Source organism: Shewanella sp. SP2S2-6 (assembly GCF_031931965.1).
Lineage (GTDB): Bacteria > Pseudomonadota > Gammaproteobacteria > Enterobacterales > Shewanellaceae > Shewanella > Shewanella baltica.
In genome coordinates, this window is the sequence record NZ_JAUOEQ010000002.1 from 219,888 (window position 1) to 240,159 (window position 20,272).

Genomic DNA, 20,272 nt, shown 5'->3' on the forward strand with positions numbered 1-20,272 from the left:
GTTCCAGCCTTACTCCCTTTAGATGACTGTACTATTCCAGCACAGCGCGATAGATATTAAGCACTCGCTCGGCATGTTCCTCAACCTCTAACACAGGTAACTGCCCCGCCTTTTGTTGCAGAGTCAGGCGATGATTTTCATCCCTGAGCAAGCAATAGGTTTGGGTTAAATGCTGGGCACTCATTATAGGCAAAAGTTCAAGCTCAGCTAACACCCCAAAAATCCGCACATTGTCAGACCAAATCGTTAGTTCTGGATACTCATGGGCATTAGCCAGCACTAAGTACTGGGCAATAAACTCGATATCAGCAATACCGCCGGGACTCTGTTTTAGATCAAACATGCCATCGCTGGCTTTGAGCAAGTGATCACGCATCTTCTGACGCATCTCACGTACTGCTTTTTGCAGCTCAACTTTATCCCGTGGTTTTTCTAATATCGAGGCGCGAATTCGGCTAAATTTGACCGCTAAACTATTGTCGCCGAAAACAAAACGTGAGCGCACTAAGGCTTGATGTTCCCACGTCCATGCCTCGTTAGCTTGGTATTCGCCAAAGCGTTCAATCTCACTGACCATCAAACCCGAGGCGCCAGAAGGACGCAAACGCATATCCACTTCGTACAACTCACCCGAAGTGGTACGAGTAGAGAACAAATGCAGAATACGCTGGGCGAGTTTGAGGTAGAAATGGCCGACTTCAATCGGCCGTTCACCATTGGTCTGGCTGTTATCTGCTTTGTTTTCACACAAGAAAACTAAATCGAGATCGGAGCCGTAACCTAATTCGATCCCACCGAGCTTGCCATAGCCGACAACGGCAAAGCCGGTGTCATTGCCCTCAAGGTGAGCGGGCACACCGTGGCGCACTGAAACCTGTTGCCACGCCTGCATCACCACTTGCTCTATGATGGCTTCGGCTAAAAAGGTTAAGTGATCGCTCACTTGCATCACAGGTAAAACACCCGTGACATCGGCGGCGGCGATTTTAAGTTGTTGTGACAGCTTAAATTGTCGCAGCGCTTCCATCTGCTGCTCCATATCATCCTCGGGCACCCGCAACATGTACTGGCGCAGCTCGCTCGGATAATCATCGATGGAGGTTGTGTCATAAAGCTGCGACGGATCGATAAGCTCATCGAGCAGCATGGGAAACTTAGCTAACTGCGCGGCAATCCAAGGACTGGCGCAGCACAGGCTCACTAACTGTTGCCGCGCGCCAGGGTTTTCACACAAAAGCTCAAGGTAAGTGGTGCGAGTTAAAATCTGCTCCAGCACCTTAGACACGGGCTCAAAGGCAGCCGATGGACTCTGTTGATTAATCAACTCTTCCAATAATCTTGGCATTAATTTATCTAAGGTTTCCCGCCCGCGTGGACCAATGGAACGCTTAGTGACAGTCTCACGCCAGCTGCTGAGCATAGGGCACAGCTTGTCATCGTCGATTTGCTGTTCGGCCAATAGCGCGACGGCATCATCAATATCTTGCACATGCCACAGCTGCGTTGTCCAATGCTCGGCCTTTTCTTCGCCTTCTTCACCGCCCACGGTGGCTTTAAAGTGACGATGGATTTTGCTCATTGCCGCTTCGATATGGGTGCGTAAATCGACCTCGTTGGCCATATCGAGCACATGGCACAATCGCGCCCAATCGAGTGGATTATTCGGCAAGGTTTGGGTTTGTTTATCGTCTATGGCTTGCAGTAAATTCTCCACTCGGCGCAGCAGTAAATAGCTGTGTTTAAGCTCATCGACCGCCAAATATTCAAACTGCCCTAAGCTGTAGAGCGTATCGATAGCGCCGAATAAACTCTGCTGACGCAGCGCAGGCTCGCGGCCACCACGAATTAATTGGAAACTCTGCACCACGAACTCGACCTCACGAATACCGCCCGCGCCGAGTTTAATATTGTCGGTCAAATGACGACGTCGCACTTCTTGGGCGATGAGTTGCTTCATTTTTCGCAGGGATTCAATCGCTGAAAAGTCGATATAGCGGCGATACACAAAGGGTCTGAGCAGGCTGTGTAATTCATCGGAGAAATGGCTCCAAGGTCCGAGCGCACGCGCCTTGACCATGGCATAGCGTTCCCAATCTCGGCCCTGTTCTTGGTAATAATCCTCAAGGCCACTAAAACTCACCACCAGCGGCCCACTTTCTCCGTAGGGGCGCAAACGCATATCCACGCGGAACACGAAACCATCGACGGTAACTTGGTCTAGCAAGTTCACTAACCTTTGTCCCATGCGGATAAAAAATTGTTGATTGTCTAAACTGCGACGCCCACCGACGGTTTCACCATGTTCAGGGAAAGTGAAAATCAAGTCGATATCGGAGGAGAAATTGAGCTCGCGGCCGCCTAACTTGCCCATGCCTAAAATCAGCAATGGCTGTGCATTGCCTTCTTTGTCCATCGGCGTGCCGTATTGGGCGCACATATCTTTATAGAGCCAATCGCGGGCGCAAATCACTAACGCTTCGGCAAGCGCCGACAGATCGAGCAGGGATGCTTCTAAACTGGCGTAGTCTAAAAAGTCACGCCAAGCTAAGCGCACCATTTGGTAGTTACGAAACCGTCGCAGGCTGGCTTTTGCCATCTCTTCAGTTGTGGCGCTGCTCAGCACTTCGTGTAACTCAAGATCAAAGTTTTTACGCTCAATCAAGCTTAACTCGCCGGCAAACAGCCTGTTAATCCACTCGGGATGTCGGCATAACTGGGCCGCCACGTAATCACTGAGCCCTAGAACCGTTTTGAGTTCTTGCTGCTGGGCAGGTATTAATTGCGCGAGTCCTTCGGACCATACTTCCTCTAACCGCAGCCAGTTGTGCTCAGCGGTTTGATTAACGAGAATAGACAATGACTTATTACTGTCTTTTTGCATGGTCATAATAATCCCTAACAAATTTAGCTATCGACATATTATGTCGTAAATGATATAGATTGACGCCACATCATGTTATGTTCGACGAGACTTGCAGCTACCTGATGTAGCACACAAATAAAGGTATCCCCTTTTATCTGTGGCATTTAAGGGTACTATAACCTGCGCAGCAGGCATATTGGGCAAGCAGATTATTATTGCCTGCAAGTATTTGAGTTTTATTTCATTACCATTTGGAGAAAACATGGCAGGAATGCTAACCCGTGTTCTCACATCGATCCTCTTTTTAGCCGTTATGCTGTCGCTGACGGGTTGTGGCGATGAGAGACCGGATAAAATCGCGAAGTATCAACAACTCACGCAGCAACGTCTCGCTACGCTCACGACGATGATCGATGACGGGCAGTTGCGTAACGCTAACCTCTTAAAACAATACACCACACTGTTAAAGCAGCAGAAACCTGATTTAGCCCCATTACTTGATGAATTAGCAAAGGATTCTGGCACCCAAGGTCCCATGTATACCTCGCTGAAACGTCGATTAGATGAGTCGAAAGTGGCGAGTAACTTTGCTGATCTCGATCAACAGCTGGCCGAAGCGGAAAATCTTTATCAAGCCGCAGATCCCAGTCTGTTTAACGATATGTTGTCAGATCCTGTCAACGTGGTCGCCGATATGTCCGACGGCAAACTGGCCCGCGTGAATGCGATTAGCCGTGAGGCCGCAACATTAGCCAATGGCGGCGAAGATTTTGGTCCAGGCAGTCAGCTAGTTGGTAATCCGTCTTACGGTAACTGGCAAACCGACTCGAGCGGCACGTCGTTTTGGGCTTGGTATGGCATGTATTCGATGTTTTCGAATGTTTTCAATCGCCCAGTTTCCTACGATCGTTGGTCGGGTAACCGAGGTTATAGCTATTACAATGACGTAGGTCGTTATCGCTATACCTCACCCAAACAAGCGGATGCGCAAAATAAGACCTTCGAACAAACGAAAAAACGTTTCGATTCCCAAGGTAAGCGCTTCGACAGCCCTTATGCCAAACCGCGTACCGGTGGCACGGCGTTATCCCGTGAAAGCACCAGCACGCCCAAGGCCAGCAACACCACGAGCGCAAGCAAGAGTTCGAGTAGTAAGTTCCGCTCTAACTATGCTAAAGACAGCAGTTTCCGTAATTCCAGTAATCGCACTACCCGCAGTGTGCGCCGGGGCAAGTAACTAAGGATTTCCAATGACACTATTTCAGGATTTCGGTATCACACCAGAGCTAGCCATCATTCTGGCTATCGATCTCACCATAGCCGTAATTTTGCTAACGCTGATGCGTTATTTGCAAGGTTGGAGCGTTAAAGTTAACAGCAGTAAAGAACTGGCGGAGCGTGATAACTTTGCCTTCGGTATCAGTACCGCGGGCGCCGTTGCCGCATTGGGTATAGTGCTCACGGGCGCTATCACTGGTGCTGCCGCACACTCTTATCTGAATGAAGCCATTGGCATGAGCGCCTACGGTTTATTCGGCTTAGTGCTGATTAAACTGGGTCGTTTCCTCCACGATAAGATTGCGTTAAACGAGTTCGATAAGAACGAGCAAATCATCAAAGGCAATGTGTCTGTCGCAATTGTCGATGCCAGTGCTGCCATCGCCACTGCGATTATCATCCGCGCCGTGTTGTTATGGGCAGAAGACTTAACCCTAGATACCTTTATCGCTATCTTCAGCGCCTTTGCGATTTCGCAGTTGATGTTAGTGCTACTGACACGCTGGCGCGAAAACCGTTTTGCAAGCCGCAATCAAGACTCGTCAATGCAGCAAGCCTTAGTACAAGGTCATACAGCATTAGCACTGCGTCATGCGGGTTATATGATAGCCATGGCGCTGAGCTTTAACGCTGCCAGCCACTTTATTATATTCAATCCAACGGCTTATGTGACTAACGTGATCGGCTGGTTAGTGTTCTCAGTCATCATGCTGATCGCGCTTTCCTTACTGCTGTTCGTCGTGAAGAAACTGGTATTAGCCCGTATCGATTTAGCCGATGAAGTAGAAAGACAACACAATATCGGCATCGCCGCCGTTGAAATGGCGATCAGTATCGCTATCGCACTTATCCTTACGGCACTGATGGCCTAATCGAATGCAAGAAACCAGCTTAACCCCCTCGGCGGCTAAACCTAGCCGCCTAGGTTGGTTCGACGATGTCCTATTATTGGGCATCATGGCCGTATTAGCAGGCTGCGGCCTGATTTACGAATATCTTTTATCCCACTATGCGGGGCGCATTTTAGGCGCATTAGAAGCCGCCATCTACACCATGATTGGCTTGATGATAGTCTCCATGGGGCTAGGTGCCTTCGCCGCCCGTAAGATCCGTGATGCCTTTACTGGTTTTGTGATCTTAGAACTCACAGTCGCACTCTGTGGCTCACTCGCCATTTTAATCACAGCGGCGGTGATTGGTTTCGGCCAACAACTGCCCTTAATGATTGCCAACACCTTAGGTTTACCGCCAGATCAACTGCCCGAAGGCGGCATGATAGGCTCGCTGCAAAAACTCAGCGAATACCTACCCTATGTGTGGGGCGTGTTACTGGGCCTGATGATAGGTATGGAAATCCCACTGATCGCCAGGGTGCGCCAATCACTCTCTGACGAGCATTTGCTGCACAATGCGGGAACAATTTACGGCGCCGATTACATAGGTGCAGGCATAGGTGCCGCCATTTGGGTGGGCTTTATGCTTGCCATTGATATCCAACTTGCCGCCGCCTTAACCGCCAGCTTCAACTTATTGGCGGGTTTTGTGTTTATCTGGCGCTTCTGGCCTAAAATCCGCCGCCCTAAACTGCTTTTAACTGGGCACTTTATCGTGACAGGCATTTTACTCGTGTTAGCCATCCACGGCCCACGCTGGGAGCAAGAATTCAATAATTTGCTCTATAAAGACAAAGTGGTTTACGCCAAGGCGACACGTTTCCAGCAGTTGACCTTCACCGAGCGACTGCGCGGTAACGGTCTGCCGCCCGTTTATGCGTTATACATCAATGGTCGCTTACAGTTTTCGAGCATAGACGAACACATCTACCATGCGTTTCTCGTGCACCCTACACTCGCCGCCAGTGCTCGCCATAACAAGGTGTTGATCATTGGCGGTGGCGATGGACTCGGTCTTAAGCAAGTGCTGCGCTGGGAGCCTGAGCAAGTGACGCTGCTCGATCTCGATGTCGGCCTAGTGCAATTATTTAAGTCGCCCGATACGGATATGCCCGAGCGTTTGAGCCGCGCTATGTTGACGCTCAACGGCAATGCGCTGAACGATCCCCGTGTTACTGTGATCAACGACGATGCATTTAATGGCGTCGATAAGCTGATTGCCACAGGCGTGAAATACGATGCGATTATTGTGGACTTGCCCGATCCGAGCCATCCCGATCTTAATAAGCTATATTCGGATTATTTCTACCGTAAATTAAAGGAACTTATGAGCAGTGATGGCGCTCTGACAGTACAGTCAACATCGCCTTACCATGCCCCTAAGGCCTTTATTTCGGTAGCAAAAACCTTGTCATTGGCAGGATTTGACGTCAAACAGTACCACCATAATGTGCCCAGTTTTGGCGAATGGGGCTGGAGTATCGCCACCGCAGGCGGACTCGATGCACAACACAGATTAGCTAAGTTAACTGAGCTACCCATCAAAGATGACTGGCTCACCTTAGGTTTAGTGGATGGTGCCTTTGAGTTTCCAGCCAATTTTTATCAAGATGCCGCCAAAATAAAACCCAATGAATTGGGTTCGTTGCAGCTGTATCACTACCATTTGCAAGATTGGTCCGAGAATCAGGGACTGAATCTTTTTTAATAGGATGAGATAGTGCTTGACATATTATGTCTCAGTGCTATCTTTGAACACAGACATAATATGTCAATAAGGACAAATATGAATATCCATACCCTTGCCAATCACCTCAACAGTCTTGGCAATAATAGCCAAACCGGCTTTCAATTCGATTGTTATCCTATTGATGGCGAAGTCGAAGTACTGCAAGTGAATGTGGTTGGCCGTGAAGAAATCCCAGTATTCGTATCGGTGACGGATAACCAGATTCTTTGCATCAGTTACCTGTGGGGCGAGAACGAAGTAAACCAAGAACGTCGCAGCGAAATGTTTGAAACCATGCTAGAGCTCAACATTCCAATGCCTCTGTCATCCTTTGCCAAAATTGATGACAAATACGTAGTTTACGGTGCGCTATCACTACAATCTAGCATGCTCGAAATCGAGCAAGAATTATCAGTTTTATCCGATAACTGTTTAGAAGTTATCGATGAAATGGTCGACTATCTGAAATAAGGAGCCACAAAATGGGCATTCTGAATAAAATTTTAACAGCGTTTCGTGGTGGTGCTACCGAAGTGGGTCAAGGCATCGTTGACGCAAACTCAACCCGTATTTTCGAACAGGAAATCCGTGACGCAGAAAAGCATTTAACCAATGCTAAACGTGAACTGACCGATGTCATGGCGAAAGAAATGCAAGCCAGCCGTGAAATCGACCGCCTGAAACGTTCGATTGCCGAACACGAAGGTTATGCGACTCAAGCGTTGGACAAAGGTAATGAAGCCTTAGCAATTGAAATTGCAGAGAAAATTGCCGAGTTAGATCAAGAGCTGTCTGAGCAACAAAGCGCTAACGATAGCTTTAGCGCCCATGCTGCACGTTTGAAAGATTTAGTGAAGAAAACCGAGCGCCAACTGTCTGATTATCAACGTCAGCTGAGCATGGTTAAAACCACTGAAAGCGTGCAAAAAGCCACGGCAACCATTACTGATTCGTTCGCGTCTAGCAACTCTAAGCTGCTGAACGCTAAAGATTCACTCGAGCGCATCAAGGCTCGTCAGCAACAGTTTGACGACCGTCTCAAAGCGGCAGAAACCTTAGCCGATGAAAACAGTGACAAGTCACTGCAATCTAAGCTAGCCGAAGCCGGTATTGGTGAGCAAAAGTCGAATGCAAATGCTGTGCTAGACCGAATCAAAGCACGTAAAAGCTAAGCAATGATTGACCGAATGCCGAGTATCAGTGGGATCATCACCCCCTACTGACCTCGGCATTTTTTTGTTTCATCCGCATAAAATAATTGACCACTATTGCCCGTTACGATCCGCAGCCAATCGATTTGAAGCCGCACGCGAGCATAGTCAGCAGGAGTCACTATGGGATTTTTCAATAGTATTTTTGGTAAGAAAGCAGCGCCACAGCGTGAGCTCAATCACCCATCCCAGCTCAATGTGGGCGACATGATCTCAATTGATGACAGTTTTGCCCTGCCGCCACAACTTCGTGGTCAGCAATTGAGGGTCGAAGCCGTACATACCTACGAGTCTGAACGTAAACAGCAAACCGAATGGTTACTCAAAGGTCATGGCAGCGATACACTCTTTTTAAGTATCGAAGAAGACGACGAAACCTATCTCGCCTTTTCGATTAAGATTTCCCGCGCCCAAGTGGAACAGTTATTCGATCTTGAGCAGTTCAGCGCCCTGTTCGATGAACCGGGTCATGCCGAGTTAACCACTCAAATATTACCGGCCGACTTAGCGGAACAACTGGAACAATGGCTTGGAAAGCAATATCACCAAGTGACGTTTGCCGCTTTTGGCTATTTCCATCGTCAAGATTACCGCGGTCAAAAACCACCACAAGACGCCAATGGCGCCACGGGTGAGCCCTTCGAGTACTATTTACTGCTCGATGACGACGAAAGCTGCGCCGTCGAAGTGGAAGTCTACGAAGGTGGCGACACAGATGTTGTCTTGACCCTATATCGTCCACTGACGGATATTCGAGATTACTGGCCAGCGAAATAACCCAAAAATAAGATAAAGTGCGTGCTCGCACTTTATCGATAATCCCAATACAATCTCACAGATAAGCGCTAGAAACGGTTGATAGCAATAGGTAATACGCCATGAGTAAAACCAAACACCCTCTCCCCGAGCAATGGTTGAAGAACCAACAAGCCGCAAAAGCAACGCAAGTGGCTTTCGATCTCGATGAAAAATTTCAATACTCAATTCGTAAAGCCGCGTTAGATGCAGGTGTGAGCCCTTCGGATCAAATTCGCACGATTTTGGGCCTAAGCGTATCGAAGCGGCCATCGCGTCCGCGCCTTACCGTGTCACTCAATGCCGATGACTATGTACAACTGGCAGAAAAATATGGGTTAAGCGCCGATTCACAGCTAGAAATTAAACGCCGTGTACTCGACGATTTAGTTCACTTTGTGGATGAAACCTAACGCCGCAATCACTTCACGCGCCAGCCCTTTATGTGAATGGCTGGCGTGATTAATCGACAAATAGCCCTTTTATTGACTAAGACAATTTACTCATAGCCTAAAGTCTTTTACTTTAGTTGAGACATTCGCCGCACTTAACAGGGATCATGTTTGGCATGACAGATAAAACCCCATGGTCACTTCGCACCCTTGGCAGCCCTTCTCCATTCGAAATGGCGATGATGTTGCTATCCTTGCTGTCGGTGATCATAGTGCTCGTCATGACCTTCGGCCGCCTCGATAGCGAAACCTATCGCTTACTCTTTTTCGTCGATACCAGCATTTGTATGATTTTCATGATCAACTTCTTTATTGGGTTGATCCGTGCTCGCGATAAACGCTTTTTCATTAAACACCATTGGATTGATTTTATTGCCAGCATTCCGGCAATTGAAGCCCTGCGGATGGCGCGGCTGTTCCAAATCCTGCGGGTAATACGCCTGATCCGCATGAGTCGTTCACTGCTGCTTCCACTGATCAAACAACGTAAACAAGCCACCTTAGCCAGTTTGCTGGTCGCCATGGTGACGATTCTAACCTTAGCCTCAGTGATCATTTTGATCGTCGAGAGCGGCACCGAAGGCGCTAATATCCAAACCGCAGAACAAGCGATTTGGTGGGCGTTAGTCACTATCTCGACCGTCGGTTACGGCGATTATTATCCGGTGACGACAGCTGGCCATATCATAGGCGGTATTGTGATTGTCAGCGGCGTGAGCTTTTTTGGGGTGATCTCAGGTTATATGGCGTCGGTATTTGTCGCGCCCGATGAAACTGAGCGTCAAGAACGCCAAGAGGCCCATAAAGCCGAAATCAAATCAGAGCTTGAACTAGCGTTAGCTAGAATGGAAGAAAACCAGCAGAAAATGGAACAGAACCAAGCGCAAATGCTCGCAAAAATTGCAGAGCTTAAACAGGTTATCGAAACCAGAAATAACTGATTTAGCGAAGAATGGGCTAACAATCTGCAAAAGAAAGGGCTCAATCCAATGTGGATTGAGCCCTTAGTATTTTTCAGTGCCGAGCTAGAATCAGTGCTGCGCCAGTCAATAGACTTAGAATTAGTTCAACGTTATAAACATAACCCTACCAATAGGCCTGTTGCTGCATCGCATTACGACGCGTCGACTCCATGGCAAATAACAAACTTTGCTGTTTATCTTCCAGCCATTCAGTTAAATCAATATCCAACGCTCGGCTCGCATCCTGCACCGCGCGGTAGCAGGCTAAGGTTTTAATCCCGAGCACCAGATCTTGCCAAGGTGCGCGAAATGCATCCCGTGATTTCGCCTCATATAAACTGCCATAGGCGTGACCGACTAAGATGCTCTCATCAAGCACTGCAGCCACTTGCAGGTAATTTGCACTGGTCATGACACTATTGAGTGGCATTACCTCCACGATTGCCATCCAAGAGGCTTGCTGGGCGCGGTCGGCATGCTGGCGTAAGCTAGGCTGATTACTGATGTCCACTTCACCTGCACTGATCTTAAGCAATAGTTCAACTATCGCCAGCTGTAATTGACCATATTCAGTTTGTTGCCACAGGGAGAGTAAACGTCCCTTCAGATTCATCTCTGTCAGTTGCACCATAAGGCGCGCGTTAACTTGAGCATGTTGACCAAGCTTTGCGAACAAGCCCCTTTGGCTTCCAAGCAAGGCAGTCAGCGCTTGTGCTTGCTCGATAAAATCGAGCTGTTTTTCAATCGACATGAATTGACTAGAGAGTTTCACATTCAATAACTTGAACTGACTTAAGGTCATCCGCAGCAAACGAATACAGGCACGCATTCGCCACCACAGTGCCACACAGGCTTCGGGTTCGCTTTCCTCTGCAATCATGCTTTCTAATAATTGCCAACGCTCAAGCGCGGTTTCAAGCAGGATTTGGCAGTTTGCACTTAAATCCTGTGAAGAAGAATCATGTGACTCTGTCAGTGGCAAAAATTCCAATGCGTTTAAATCGAGCGGCTTAGCTTTACCCGCTAATCGATAGCCGCGCTGTGCTTTACTGGCTTTACCTAACCGCACAGGCACCACGCTCGCCACTTGCATAGCCAGCTTAAGTAGTGCCTCAGTATCGCCACTGAGGAGTTCAAACTCGAGCTCACACAGCGCTTCTTGCTGACCATTGGCGGTGATTTCACCTATGTCTAACGCCACTTCGACCAAGCTATTATCAATTTGGACATGCCAAGCACGGCGATAAAAATCGGTGTGAAATATACAGGTCAACTGGGCTTGTGTGGCGGCTAAATCCGCATCGGCGGGCCAAATACTGGCTGGGAATAGACTTAAATCTGGGCTATCGGCTTGGATAGTCACATTATATTCGGGCCGCGAATGAATCCCGCCCACGACTTGCCCAGCGGTTTTTATGGTCTGCTCTCTGTGCCCATCGTAACCGCGCACCCGCAAACCCATGTCCCACTGACGCAGCTGCAAGTCAGGTGTGTCGAAGTAACCATTCGCCAAACGACGTTTACCTTGAGGTACGGCATTATCGAGACTATCTAACTTATTTATCAGGGATTCTTGATATATCGGCAGGAAAAACAGTTTTAATTCAATCTCAGCATTCATTGCGTTACCGCTCATTTTGTCATCAAACTTTCATTGATGCGTCATCTTTAGTTCATAATGTCACAAATGTGTCATAAAAATCCCGTAGGATTTGGTTTTGCAGTTGGTATATAACCCGTTAGAATAAAGCTGTCGTTTTTTCTGAAAAAACACAGTTTCAATACGCGGACGCATAGGTTAACATGCGCCCGCTTTTTCCAATAATGGAACAATCTAAATAGGTAAACGGCAATGCCAGTAAACTCTATTTTGGGCGTGTTTGCAAAATCGCCAATTAAGCCTCTTCAAGAGCACATGGACAAAGTACACGATTGCGCATCGTTACTCGTCCCCTTTTTCGAAGCTACTATCACAGGTAACTGGGACAGTGCAGTTCAATTACGTAAGCAAATTAGTTTAGCCGAGAAGCAAGCAGATTCACTGAAGCGTGAAATCCGCCTGACTCTGCCAAGCGGTTTGTTTATGCCAGTAGAACGTACAGATTTATTGGAACTTTTAACTCAACAAGACAAGATTGCCAACAAAGCAAAAGATATTTCTGGTCGTGTTATCGGCCGTCAGCTGTTAATCCCTCAGGTCATGCAAGTCCCTTTTATTGCTTATCTACAACGCTGTATTGATGCGGTAGCACTAGCAAAACAAGTCATTAATGAACTCGAAGATCTGTTAGAAACAGGTTTCCGTGGTCGTGAAGTCGACTTAGTGGCAAAAATGATCAACGAACTCGATATCATCGAAGAAGATACTGACGATCTACAAATTCAGTTACGCCGTCAGTTATTCGCCATGGAATCTGAATTGAATCCTGTCGATGTGATGTTCCTATACAAAACGATTGAGTGGGTCGGTGGTCTTGCAGATCTCGCCGAACGCGTCGGTTCACGTCTTGAGCTTATGCTGGCTCGCGTTTAACAAATAAGGTTATCAAGGTATCAATATGGTTGATGCAGGTATTGAGGTGGCTAACGTCTTAGTCACCAATGGCCCGTGGCTTATTGCCGTTGCGGCTGCATTTGGTTTTCTCATGGCATGGGGTATTGGCGCGAATGACGTTGCCAATGCGATGGGAACCTCTGTAGGTTCAAACGCAATTACGATCAAACAAGCGATTATTATCGCGATGATCTTTGAGTTTGCGGGCGCTTATTTAGCCGGTGGCGAAGTCACCAGCACGATCCGTAATGGGATCATTGATTCAAGCTACTTTACAAACACCCCAGAATTGCTGGTTTACGGCATGATAGGTTCGCTTTTAGCGGCAGGTATTTGGCTAGTGGTTGCGTCAGCTTTAGGTTGGCCAGTATCAACAACTCACTCTATCGTCGGTGCCATCATAGGTTTCGCGGCAGTCGGTGTCGGTACTGAATCGGTCGAATGGGGTAAAGTAGGCGGTATCGTAGGTTCTTGGGTGATTACCCCTGCAATCTCAGGCTTTATGGCTTTTATCATATTCCAAAGCGTACAAAAGCTTATTTTCAACACTGACGACCCATTGAGCAATGCTAAGCGTTATGTGCCTTTCTATATGGCATTCGCTGGCTTTATCATGTCGTTAGTGACCATTCTTAAGGGCTTATCCCATGTGGGTATTCACTTAAGTGGCGCAGAAGCTTACCTGTTAGCTGGCGCTATCGCAGTTGTGGTGGGTTTATTTGGTAAAGTGGCCATTTCACGTTTACAAATGAGCGATAAAAACGACCGTCAAACCCAGTTCAAAAACGTTGAAAAAGTGTTTGCGATCTTAATGGTACTGACGGCCTGTTGTATGGCTTTCGCCCATGGCTCAAACGACGTTGCCAACGCGATTGGTCCTTTAGCGGCGGTGGTTTCTGTCGTTAACAGCGGCGGTGAAATTGCATCAAAATCACCATTAGTCTGGTGGATTCTACCTTTAGGTGCCGTAGGTATCGTGATGGGTCTGGCTATTTTTGGTCAGCGCGTGATGCAAACCATAGGTAAAAACATCACTCACCTGACGCCAAGTCGTGGTTTTGCAGCTGAATTAGCAGCGGCTTCGACAGTGGTTATCGCATCGGGCACAGGCTTACCTATCTCTACCACTCAAACCTTAGTCGGTGCGGTATTAGGTGTGGGTATGGCCCGTGGTATCGCAGCGATTAACATTGGTGTGGTGCGTAATATCGTCGTATCTTGGGTTGTGACCCTACCTGCAGGCGCAGGCCTATCAATCATCTTCTTCTTTATGATTAAAGGTATCTTTAATTAAGAGGTTTCGCTAAATAAGTTACTGAAGTTAAGTAATATTAGCGCCTAGGACTAGAAGGTTTTAGGAAAGATAGAGTGAAATGGGAATGGTCATAGCATGGATGCAGTAAAGTTGAGGGAAGTCTATGACTTCCCTCTTGCATTACAGGCCTCAAATCCCTAGCATGTGCAGACTATTTCGTTGATGAGAATACAAAAGTGTTTAGACTCCTGACTCTGGTAGGAATGATGTTACTGTCTTCCAACCTGCTGGCCGAAGGCCAATCCCGTTACATCTCGGATAACGTGTTCCTTTATCTTTTAGGTGGCCCAGGTACTGAGTTCCGAATTCTTGGATCAATTGAAGCCGGTCAACCTGTGACACTGCTCAACGAAACCCAAGGTGATTACTCTAAGATCATCGACCATAAAGGCCGCGAAGGTTGGGTGCAAACTAACCTAATCAGCTCGACTCAAAGTTTCCGTGAACAAGTGCCAGCGTTAACCACTGAGCTTGCACAAGCTAAAGCTAAACTAGCGGAAGTATTAAGTTCAACAGATAACCACGCCGACGAAGTGACCGAACTGAAGGCTAAACTAAGCGAGTTAGAAACAAACCTAGCCAAAACCACTCAAGAACGTGATGAACTTAAAGTCGCGGTTGATCGCTCAGCCCAAGATGAGCGTTTTGAACTATGGCGCCAAGGCGGATTAATTGCAGGTATGGGGTTAATCCTAGGCATTATTTTAGTGTATTTACCTAGACCACAACGTCGCAGTAAAAAACGTTGGATGTAAGTCTGACACACAAAAAGTCTTCATTTACCTTCCAAAAGCCAGTGTTTTCAAACACTGGCTTTTTTGTCAATCAAGCGTTACATCGACTTATACCAATCACCTTAAATATCTAATCAGTTCAGAGCCTCACAGGCATCTCAATCCAAGGCGCATTGACGCAGAAATGGTCATTCCCTTTTAAGTCAATGCAACACGGGAGTGGGATGCCTGTGAGGCTCCCGAAGGGCGGGTTTCAACGCGCTTTATACTGCGTTTAAGGCTTTCGACAGAGCACCACTATGCCTTCAAGCCTTCGCCTTGTCTAAAGCGCGTTGAACTCCCGCTGAATGAACAGATATTTAATACGATTGGTATTATTAACAAGCCAATCAAACAAGCTTCACAATCTTTCACGCTATAGTGTTGTCCGTCACATTTTGGTTGTATAATCTGCGCGCGCAAACCTTCATATTGTATACAAAATATCAAATGCGTTTGGCGCCTCCCAATTTGTTTCAACAATAGCGCCCCAATAACGGCCAAGATGGAAGCGATAACTATGTTCAAAGCGAGTGAAGTGCTGGCAGGCCGCTACGATTCTGCCAATCTCGACGAACTGTTCAAAGCGATCAGCGACAACTACATTGTCGATGAAGAACAATACTTGTCAGAGTTGATCCAACTAGTTCCCTCCAGTGATGAAGCCATAGAGCGCGTCACTCGTCGTGCCCACGAACTGGTTAACAAGGTTCGTCAATTCGATAAAAAAGGTTTGATGGTGGGCATAGATGCCTTCCTGCAACAGTACAGCTTAGAAACACAGGAAGGCATTATCCTGATGTGTTTAGCCGAAGCGCTACTGCGTATTCCCGATGCGGCCACTGCCGATGCACTGATTGAAGATAAGCTTTCAGGCGCTAAGTGGGATGAGCACATGAGTAAGAGTGACTCTGTACTCGTTAACGCATCGACCTGGGGCCTTATGCTCACAGGTAAGATTGTTAAACTCGATAAAAAAATCGATGGCACCCCAAGCAACTTACTGAGCCGCTTAGTTAATCGTCTCGGCGAGCCAGTGATCCGCCAAGCCATGATGGCCGCGATGAAGATCATGGGTAAGCAGTTCGTGCTGGGCCGCAACATGAAAGAAGCCCTGAAGAACAGCGAAGACAAGCGTAAGTTAGGCTATACCCATTCCTACGACATGCTGGGTGAAGCGGCGTTAACTCGTAAAGATGCTGAAAAATACTATACCGATTACGCCAATGCGATCACTGAGCTCGGTGCTCAAAGCTATAACGAAAATGAATCACCGCGCCCAACGATTTCAATCAAGCTATCGGCATTGCACCCACGTTACGAAGTGGCCAATGAAGATCGTGTTCTAACTGAACTGTATGACACTGTCATTCGTTTGATCACCTTAGCTCGCGGCTTAAATATCGGTATTTCTATCGATGCTGAAGAAGTCGATCGCCTCGAGTTGTCACTGAAACTGTTCCAAAAACTGTTTAATTCAGATGCAGCAAAAGGCTGGGGATTACTCGGTATTGTGGTTCAAGCTTACTCTAAGCGTGCCCTGCCCGTACTGGTTTGGTTAACTCGTCTTGCGAAAGAGCAAGGAGATGAAATCCCCTTACGTCTGGTAAAAGGCGCCTATTGGGATAGCGAACTGAAATGGGCCCAACAAGCTGGCGAAGCCGCTTACCCACTTTACACTCGCAAAGCCGGTACTGACGTTTCTTACCTCGCCTGCGCCCGCTACTTGTTATCGGATGCGACTCGCGGCGCTATCTACCCACAATTTGCTAGCCACAATGCGCAAACCGTTGCGGCGATTTCAGATATGGCGGGCGATCGTCACCATGAGTTCCAACGCTTACACGGCATGGGACAAGAGCTGTACGACACGATTTTGTCGGAAGCTGGCGCCAAATCGGTACGTATTTATGCGCCCATCGGTGCCCATAAGGATCTACTGCCCTACTTAGTGCGTCGTCTGCTGGAAAACGGGGCCAACACTTCGTTCGTCCACAAGCTCGTTGATCCTAAAACCCCAATCGACTCATTAGTGGTGCATCCGCTAAAAACGCTGACGGGCTATAAAACCCTAGCTAACAATAGAATCGTTTTACCTGCCGATATTTTCGGTAGTGATCGCAAAAATTCCAAGGGACTCAATATGAACATCATTTCCGAATCTGAGCCATTTTTCGCGGCAATAGAACAGTTTAAAAATACTCAATGGCAAGCAGGCCCTCTGGTTAACGGCAAAACCTTAACCGGTGAGCACAAAACCATCGTCAGCCCATACGACACCACCCAAACAGTGGGTCAAGTCGCCTTTGCCGATGATGCGGCCATAGAACAAGCACTCGCGTCTGCTGAAGCGGCGTTTGCTTCATGGGCACGTACGCCGGTTGAAACCCGTGCCTCTGCGCTGCAAAAACTCGCCGATTTATTAGAAGAAAACCGCGAAGAATTGATCGCCTTGTGTACCCGTGAAGCGGGTAAGAGCATTCAAGACGGTATCGACGAAGTCCGTGAAGCCGTTGATTTCTGTCGTTACTACGCAGTACAAGCCAAGAAAATGATGGCTAAGCCTGAACTGCTTCCAGGCCCAACGGGAGAGCTGAACGAACTGTTCCTCCAAGGCCGCGGCGTATTCGTGTGTATTAGCCCGTGGAACTTCCCATTGGCCATCTTCCTCGGCCAAGTGTCTGCGGCATTAGCGGCGGGTAACACAGTTATCGCGAAACCTGCGGAGCAAACCTCAATTATTGGTTACCGTGCAGTACAACTCGCTCACCAAGCGGGTATTCCTGTCGAGGTTCTGCAATTCCTACCGGGTACGGGTGCGACTGTGGGTAGCGCAATTACGGCCGATGAACGTATCGGCGGCGTATGCTTTACCGGTTCAACTGGCACAGCAAAACTGATTAACCGTACACTAGCCAACCGTGATGGCGCGATTATTCCTTTAATCGCCGAAACTGGCGGTCAAAATGCCATGGTAGTGGACTCAACCTCACAACCTGAGCAAGTGGTTAACGATGTGGTTTCATCGTCATTCACTAGCGCAGGTCAACGCTGTTCAGCATTGCGCGTACTCTTCCTCCAAGAAGACATCGCCGATCGCGTGATCGAAGTGCTGCAAGGCGCGATGGATGAGTTAGTGATTGGCAACCCAAGCTCAGTGAAAACTGACGTAGGCCCAGTGATTGACGCCACCGCCAAAGCCAACTTAGATGCGCACATCGACCACATCAAGCAAGTCGGCAAGCTTATCAAGCAAATGCCGCTTCCTGCTGGCACTGAAAACGGTCACTTTGTTTCGCCAACGGCGGTTGAAATCGATTCGATTAAAGTGCTTGAGAAAGAACACTTTGGCCCAATCCTGCACATTATTCGCTACAAGGCTGCAGAGCTAAGCCAAGTGATCAACGAAATCAATAGCACAGGCTTTGGCTTAACATTAGGCATCCACAGCCGTAACGAAGGCCATGCCCTTGAAGTTGCAGATAAAGTCAACGTGGGTAACGTCTACATTAACCGCAACCAAATCGGCGCTGTGGTGGGTGTACAGCCTTTCGGCGGTCAAGGCCTGTCAGGCACTGGTCCTAAAGCCGGTGGCCCACACTACTTAACCCGTTTTGTGACTGAAAAGACTCGCACCAACAACATCACCGCCATAGGTGGTAACGCCACGTTGCTGTCACTGGGTGATAGCGAAGAATAATATCGCTCACCAGTGAGTATTAAACAAAAGCCAGACTGAGTCTGGCTTTTTTATTGGGCAGCGAATGCTTATCCCCAAATTCAATTCGAGAAATGAACACAGGAATCAGTGGCTTCCCCATCATTTTTTAGAGAGAGCTTTTAGAGACCTGAGCATTGTGGGAGTCTTCGCATTTGCCATTTGAGTTTGTTAATTAAAATCAAAGTCGTGGGGCTTCACCCCTTAATTTTTAATAAAAAGTCGACCAAGGAGGACTGCTCGTCCTATCTTCCTTGCTATTGTTTTCACTAGCAGCCAAGACGCCCCTTGCGAAGTTACATGCATTAGAGACTGGTTTTGAAGGGTAAGGTGAACTTCTGTAGTCTCTGTGTCGGCAGTTAATCCTTAAAGAGTTATGCATGTTCCATATTTTTCTCTTTTCTGATTCGCAAAAAGATTAAGTACTTGCATTCCAGTGACACGCCATAAACTCATCCCTGAGGGCTCGATGACGGCATCCTTGCCGCCAACGGTCACTTTCATGCAAGTACTTAATCTCGTTAATTCCCGAGTATACCTGTCGCTAAATTTAACAATGAATGTCTCAATAAAGTTTATTCGCCCTGCGGCAACTCCGAGGGGAGGCGTATTCTGTTGCTTCGGAGTTAACTGTTAATAACAAGAGAGTGGTCCCTATCCCGTCATTAAATCCTCGCGGATAAGCACTTGCCATTCACTAGTATTTAACATTTAATAACAGCATGTTATTGAACGATGACCTTCCTACAGAGGACTTTAACCTCATTAGTTCATGCCCATGCAGGGCGTACACAAGCGCATTTTGTCGGACTAGTTTTTCGCTGCGCTCCAAACCTGCCGCAAATGCGGGCGCTAGCAAGCAACGTCACCTGGAATAAGTAGGAATTAATACGTGAATGATAGAGTAATTTGGTTTTGTTGTTTTGCATTGCTTTTCATAGGGATGATTGTCGGTATCAACATTAATGCTGGCTCGATGACTCTAGATGCTCTTTACAAAGTTTTTGGTATTATCGCTGGTATAGGTACTTTACTAACTGCAATTATTGCTAGCGCAGCGCTACACACTTGGATGCATCAGTTCAGCCACGCTGAACGTTTCAAAGCTTTCAAAGAGCTTGAAGTGATAGGATTCGATTGTATAGGCGCTATAGAAAAGTATTGGGGGGTTTACAAAGATGAACATTTCCCTGCGAAAACACCTTGCCATTATAAGGATCATGAACTTGCAAGAAGTGAAAGTCTTGAGCTCTTTTGGGAATCGGAAGAACGATATCGCATAGGTGTTGATTTTGTACAATCTTTACTTTTAACAGAAGAAATTCAATATTTCGAATTCACATATAGTAACTTTGACACAAAAGTTCATGAAATTATTAGTGATATAGCTAATGCATATGAACAAGATGGGGAAGTAAGGCATAAAGCTCTATGCCATGTCGAGCGTAACATTCTGAATTTGAAACTAGACTTCAAAAAAAATCTACGAAAGTTCAGAGGTCGGTAAGCTCCAAAAGACAGGACAGGTACAGATCTTTGGGGATTAATAGCTCGTACAGTTGCGACAGAAGTTCACCTCCCCCTCGGAGTTGCCGCAGGGCATTTGCGTTCGTTGCGTGAGCGAGGCATGGATGCAGAGATAGCGTCAGTCGAATCAGGGACGAGCGTCTGACGCGATAACATTAGAACGCTTAATGCCCAAGGGGTTTTCAACTCCGTTGGGGGCGAC

At 47.5% G+C, this 20,272-nt stretch carries 15 protein-coding genes; 13 read left to right on the top strand and 2 right to left on the bottom strand.

Annotation, left to right across the window (positions count from 1 at the left end; translation table 11 throughout):
• Positions 1-31 precede the first annotated feature (31 nt).
• Complete coding sequence (gene glnE, locus Q4Q57_RS02930; protein WP_311889670.1) at positions 32-2,887, bottom strand: bifunctional [glutamate--ammonia ligase]-adenylyl-L-tyrosine phosphorylase/[glutamate--ammonia-ligase] adenylyltransferase; 2,856 nt, start codon at positions 2,885-2,887, stop codon at positions 32-34.
• A 238-nt stretch (positions 2,888-3,125) separates the two neighbouring features.
• Between glnE and Q4Q57_RS02935 the strand changes: the two genes are divergently transcribed.
• The 8 genes from Q4Q57_RS02935 to Q4Q57_RS02970 all read left to right on the top strand — a co-directional run bounded on the left by Q4Q57_RS02935 (position 3,126) and on the right by Q4Q57_RS02970 (position 10,162).
• Positions 3,126-4,100 carry a hypothetical protein gene (locus tag Q4Q57_RS02935; protein ID WP_012088366.1) on the top strand — a complete coding sequence of 325 codons (975 nt, stop codon included), beginning with the start codon at positions 3,126-3,128 and terminating at the stop codon, positions 4,098-4,100.
• Positions 4,101-4,113: 13 nt separating this feature from the next.
• Positions 4,114-5,013, top strand: a complete 900-nt coding sequence (locus tag Q4Q57_RS02940; RefSeq protein WP_006085958.1) for a DUF350 domain-containing protein — start codon at positions 4,114-4,116, stop codon at positions 5,011-5,013.
• A gap of 4 nt (positions 5,014-5,017) precedes the next feature.
• Positions 5,018-6,742, top strand: coding sequence for a polyamine aminopropyltransferase (locus Q4Q57_RS02945; protein ID WP_311889672.1), 1,725 nt, complete (start codon positions 5,018-5,020; stop codon positions 6,740-6,742).
• Between the two features lie 78 nt (positions 6,743-6,820).
• The gene (locus Q4Q57_RS02950; protein ID WP_311889673.1) at positions 6,821-7,234 is read left to right on the top strand and encodes a DUF2170 family protein; all 414 of its coding nucleotides are present in this window, start codon (positions 6,821-6,823) and stop codon (positions 7,232-7,234) included.
• Positions 7,235-7,245: 11 nt separating this feature from the next.
• A complete protein-coding gene (locus Q4Q57_RS02955) occupies positions 7,246-7,935 on the top strand; it encodes a PspA/IM30 family protein (protein ID WP_006082926.1) in 690 nt (229 codons plus the stop codon).
• A gap of 162 nt (positions 7,936-8,097) precedes the next feature.
• Positions 8,098-8,751: a DUF4178 domain-containing protein gene (locus Q4Q57_RS02960; protein ID WP_006082927.1), complete on the top strand. Its 654-nt coding sequence runs from the start codon at positions 8,098-8,100 to the stop codon at positions 8,749-8,751.
• A gap of 101 nt (positions 8,752-8,852) precedes the next feature.
• A complete protein-coding gene (locus Q4Q57_RS02965) occupies positions 8,853-9,182 on the top strand; it encodes a hypothetical protein (protein WP_006082928.1) in 330 nt (109 codons plus the stop codon).
• A 155-nt stretch (positions 9,183-9,337) separates the two neighbouring features.
• Positions 9,338-10,162, top strand: a complete 825-nt coding sequence (locus Q4Q57_RS02970) for an ion transporter (protein ID WP_311889674.1) — start codon at positions 9,338-9,340, stop codon at positions 10,160-10,162.
• Between the two features lie 145 nt (positions 10,163-10,307).
• Here the strand turns inward: Q4Q57_RS02970 and Q4Q57_RS02975 are convergent, their stop codons facing one another.
• Complete coding sequence (locus Q4Q57_RS02975; protein WP_311889738.1) at positions 10,308-11,804, bottom strand: CYTH domain-containing protein; 1,497 nt, start codon at positions 11,802-11,804, stop codon at positions 10,308-10,310.
• A 231-nt stretch (positions 11,805-12,035) separates the two neighbouring features.
• Between Q4Q57_RS02975 and Q4Q57_RS02980 the strand changes: the two genes are divergently transcribed.
• The 5 genes from Q4Q57_RS02980 to Q4Q57_RS03000 all read left to right on the top strand — a co-directional run bounded on the left by Q4Q57_RS02980 (position 12,036) and on the right by Q4Q57_RS03000 (position 20,050).
• The gene (locus tag Q4Q57_RS02980; RefSeq protein ID WP_105251552.1) at positions 12,036-12,716 is read left to right on the top strand and encodes a TIGR00153 family protein; all 681 of its coding nucleotides are present in this window, start codon (positions 12,036-12,038) and stop codon (positions 12,714-12,716) included.
• Positions 12,717-12,741: 25 nt separating this feature from the next.
• Positions 12,742-14,031: an inorganic phosphate transporter gene (locus Q4Q57_RS02985; RefSeq protein ID WP_220592105.1), complete on the top strand. Its 1,290-nt coding sequence runs from the start codon at positions 12,742-12,744 to the stop codon at positions 14,029-14,031.
• A 227-nt stretch (positions 14,032-14,258) separates the two neighbouring features.
• A complete protein-coding gene (locus Q4Q57_RS02990; RefSeq protein ID WP_037391127.1) occupies positions 14,259-14,807 on the top strand; it encodes a TIGR04211 family SH3 domain-containing protein in 549 nt (182 codons plus the stop codon).
• A 523-nt stretch (positions 14,808-15,330) separates the two neighbouring features.
• Positions 15,331-18,525, top strand: a complete 3,195-nt coding sequence (gene putA, locus Q4Q57_RS02995; RefSeq protein WP_311889676.1) for a bifunctional proline dehydrogenase/L-glutamate gamma-semialdehyde dehydrogenase PutA — start codon at positions 15,331-15,333, stop codon at positions 18,523-18,525.
• 910 nt (positions 18,526-19,435) lie between these two features.
• On the top strand, positions 19,436-20,050 hold the full coding sequence (locus tag Q4Q57_RS03000) for a hypothetical protein (RefSeq protein ID WP_311889678.1): 615 nt from the start codon (positions 19,436-19,438) through the stop codon (positions 20,048-20,050).
• Positions 20,051-20,272: the final 222 nt, after the last annotated feature.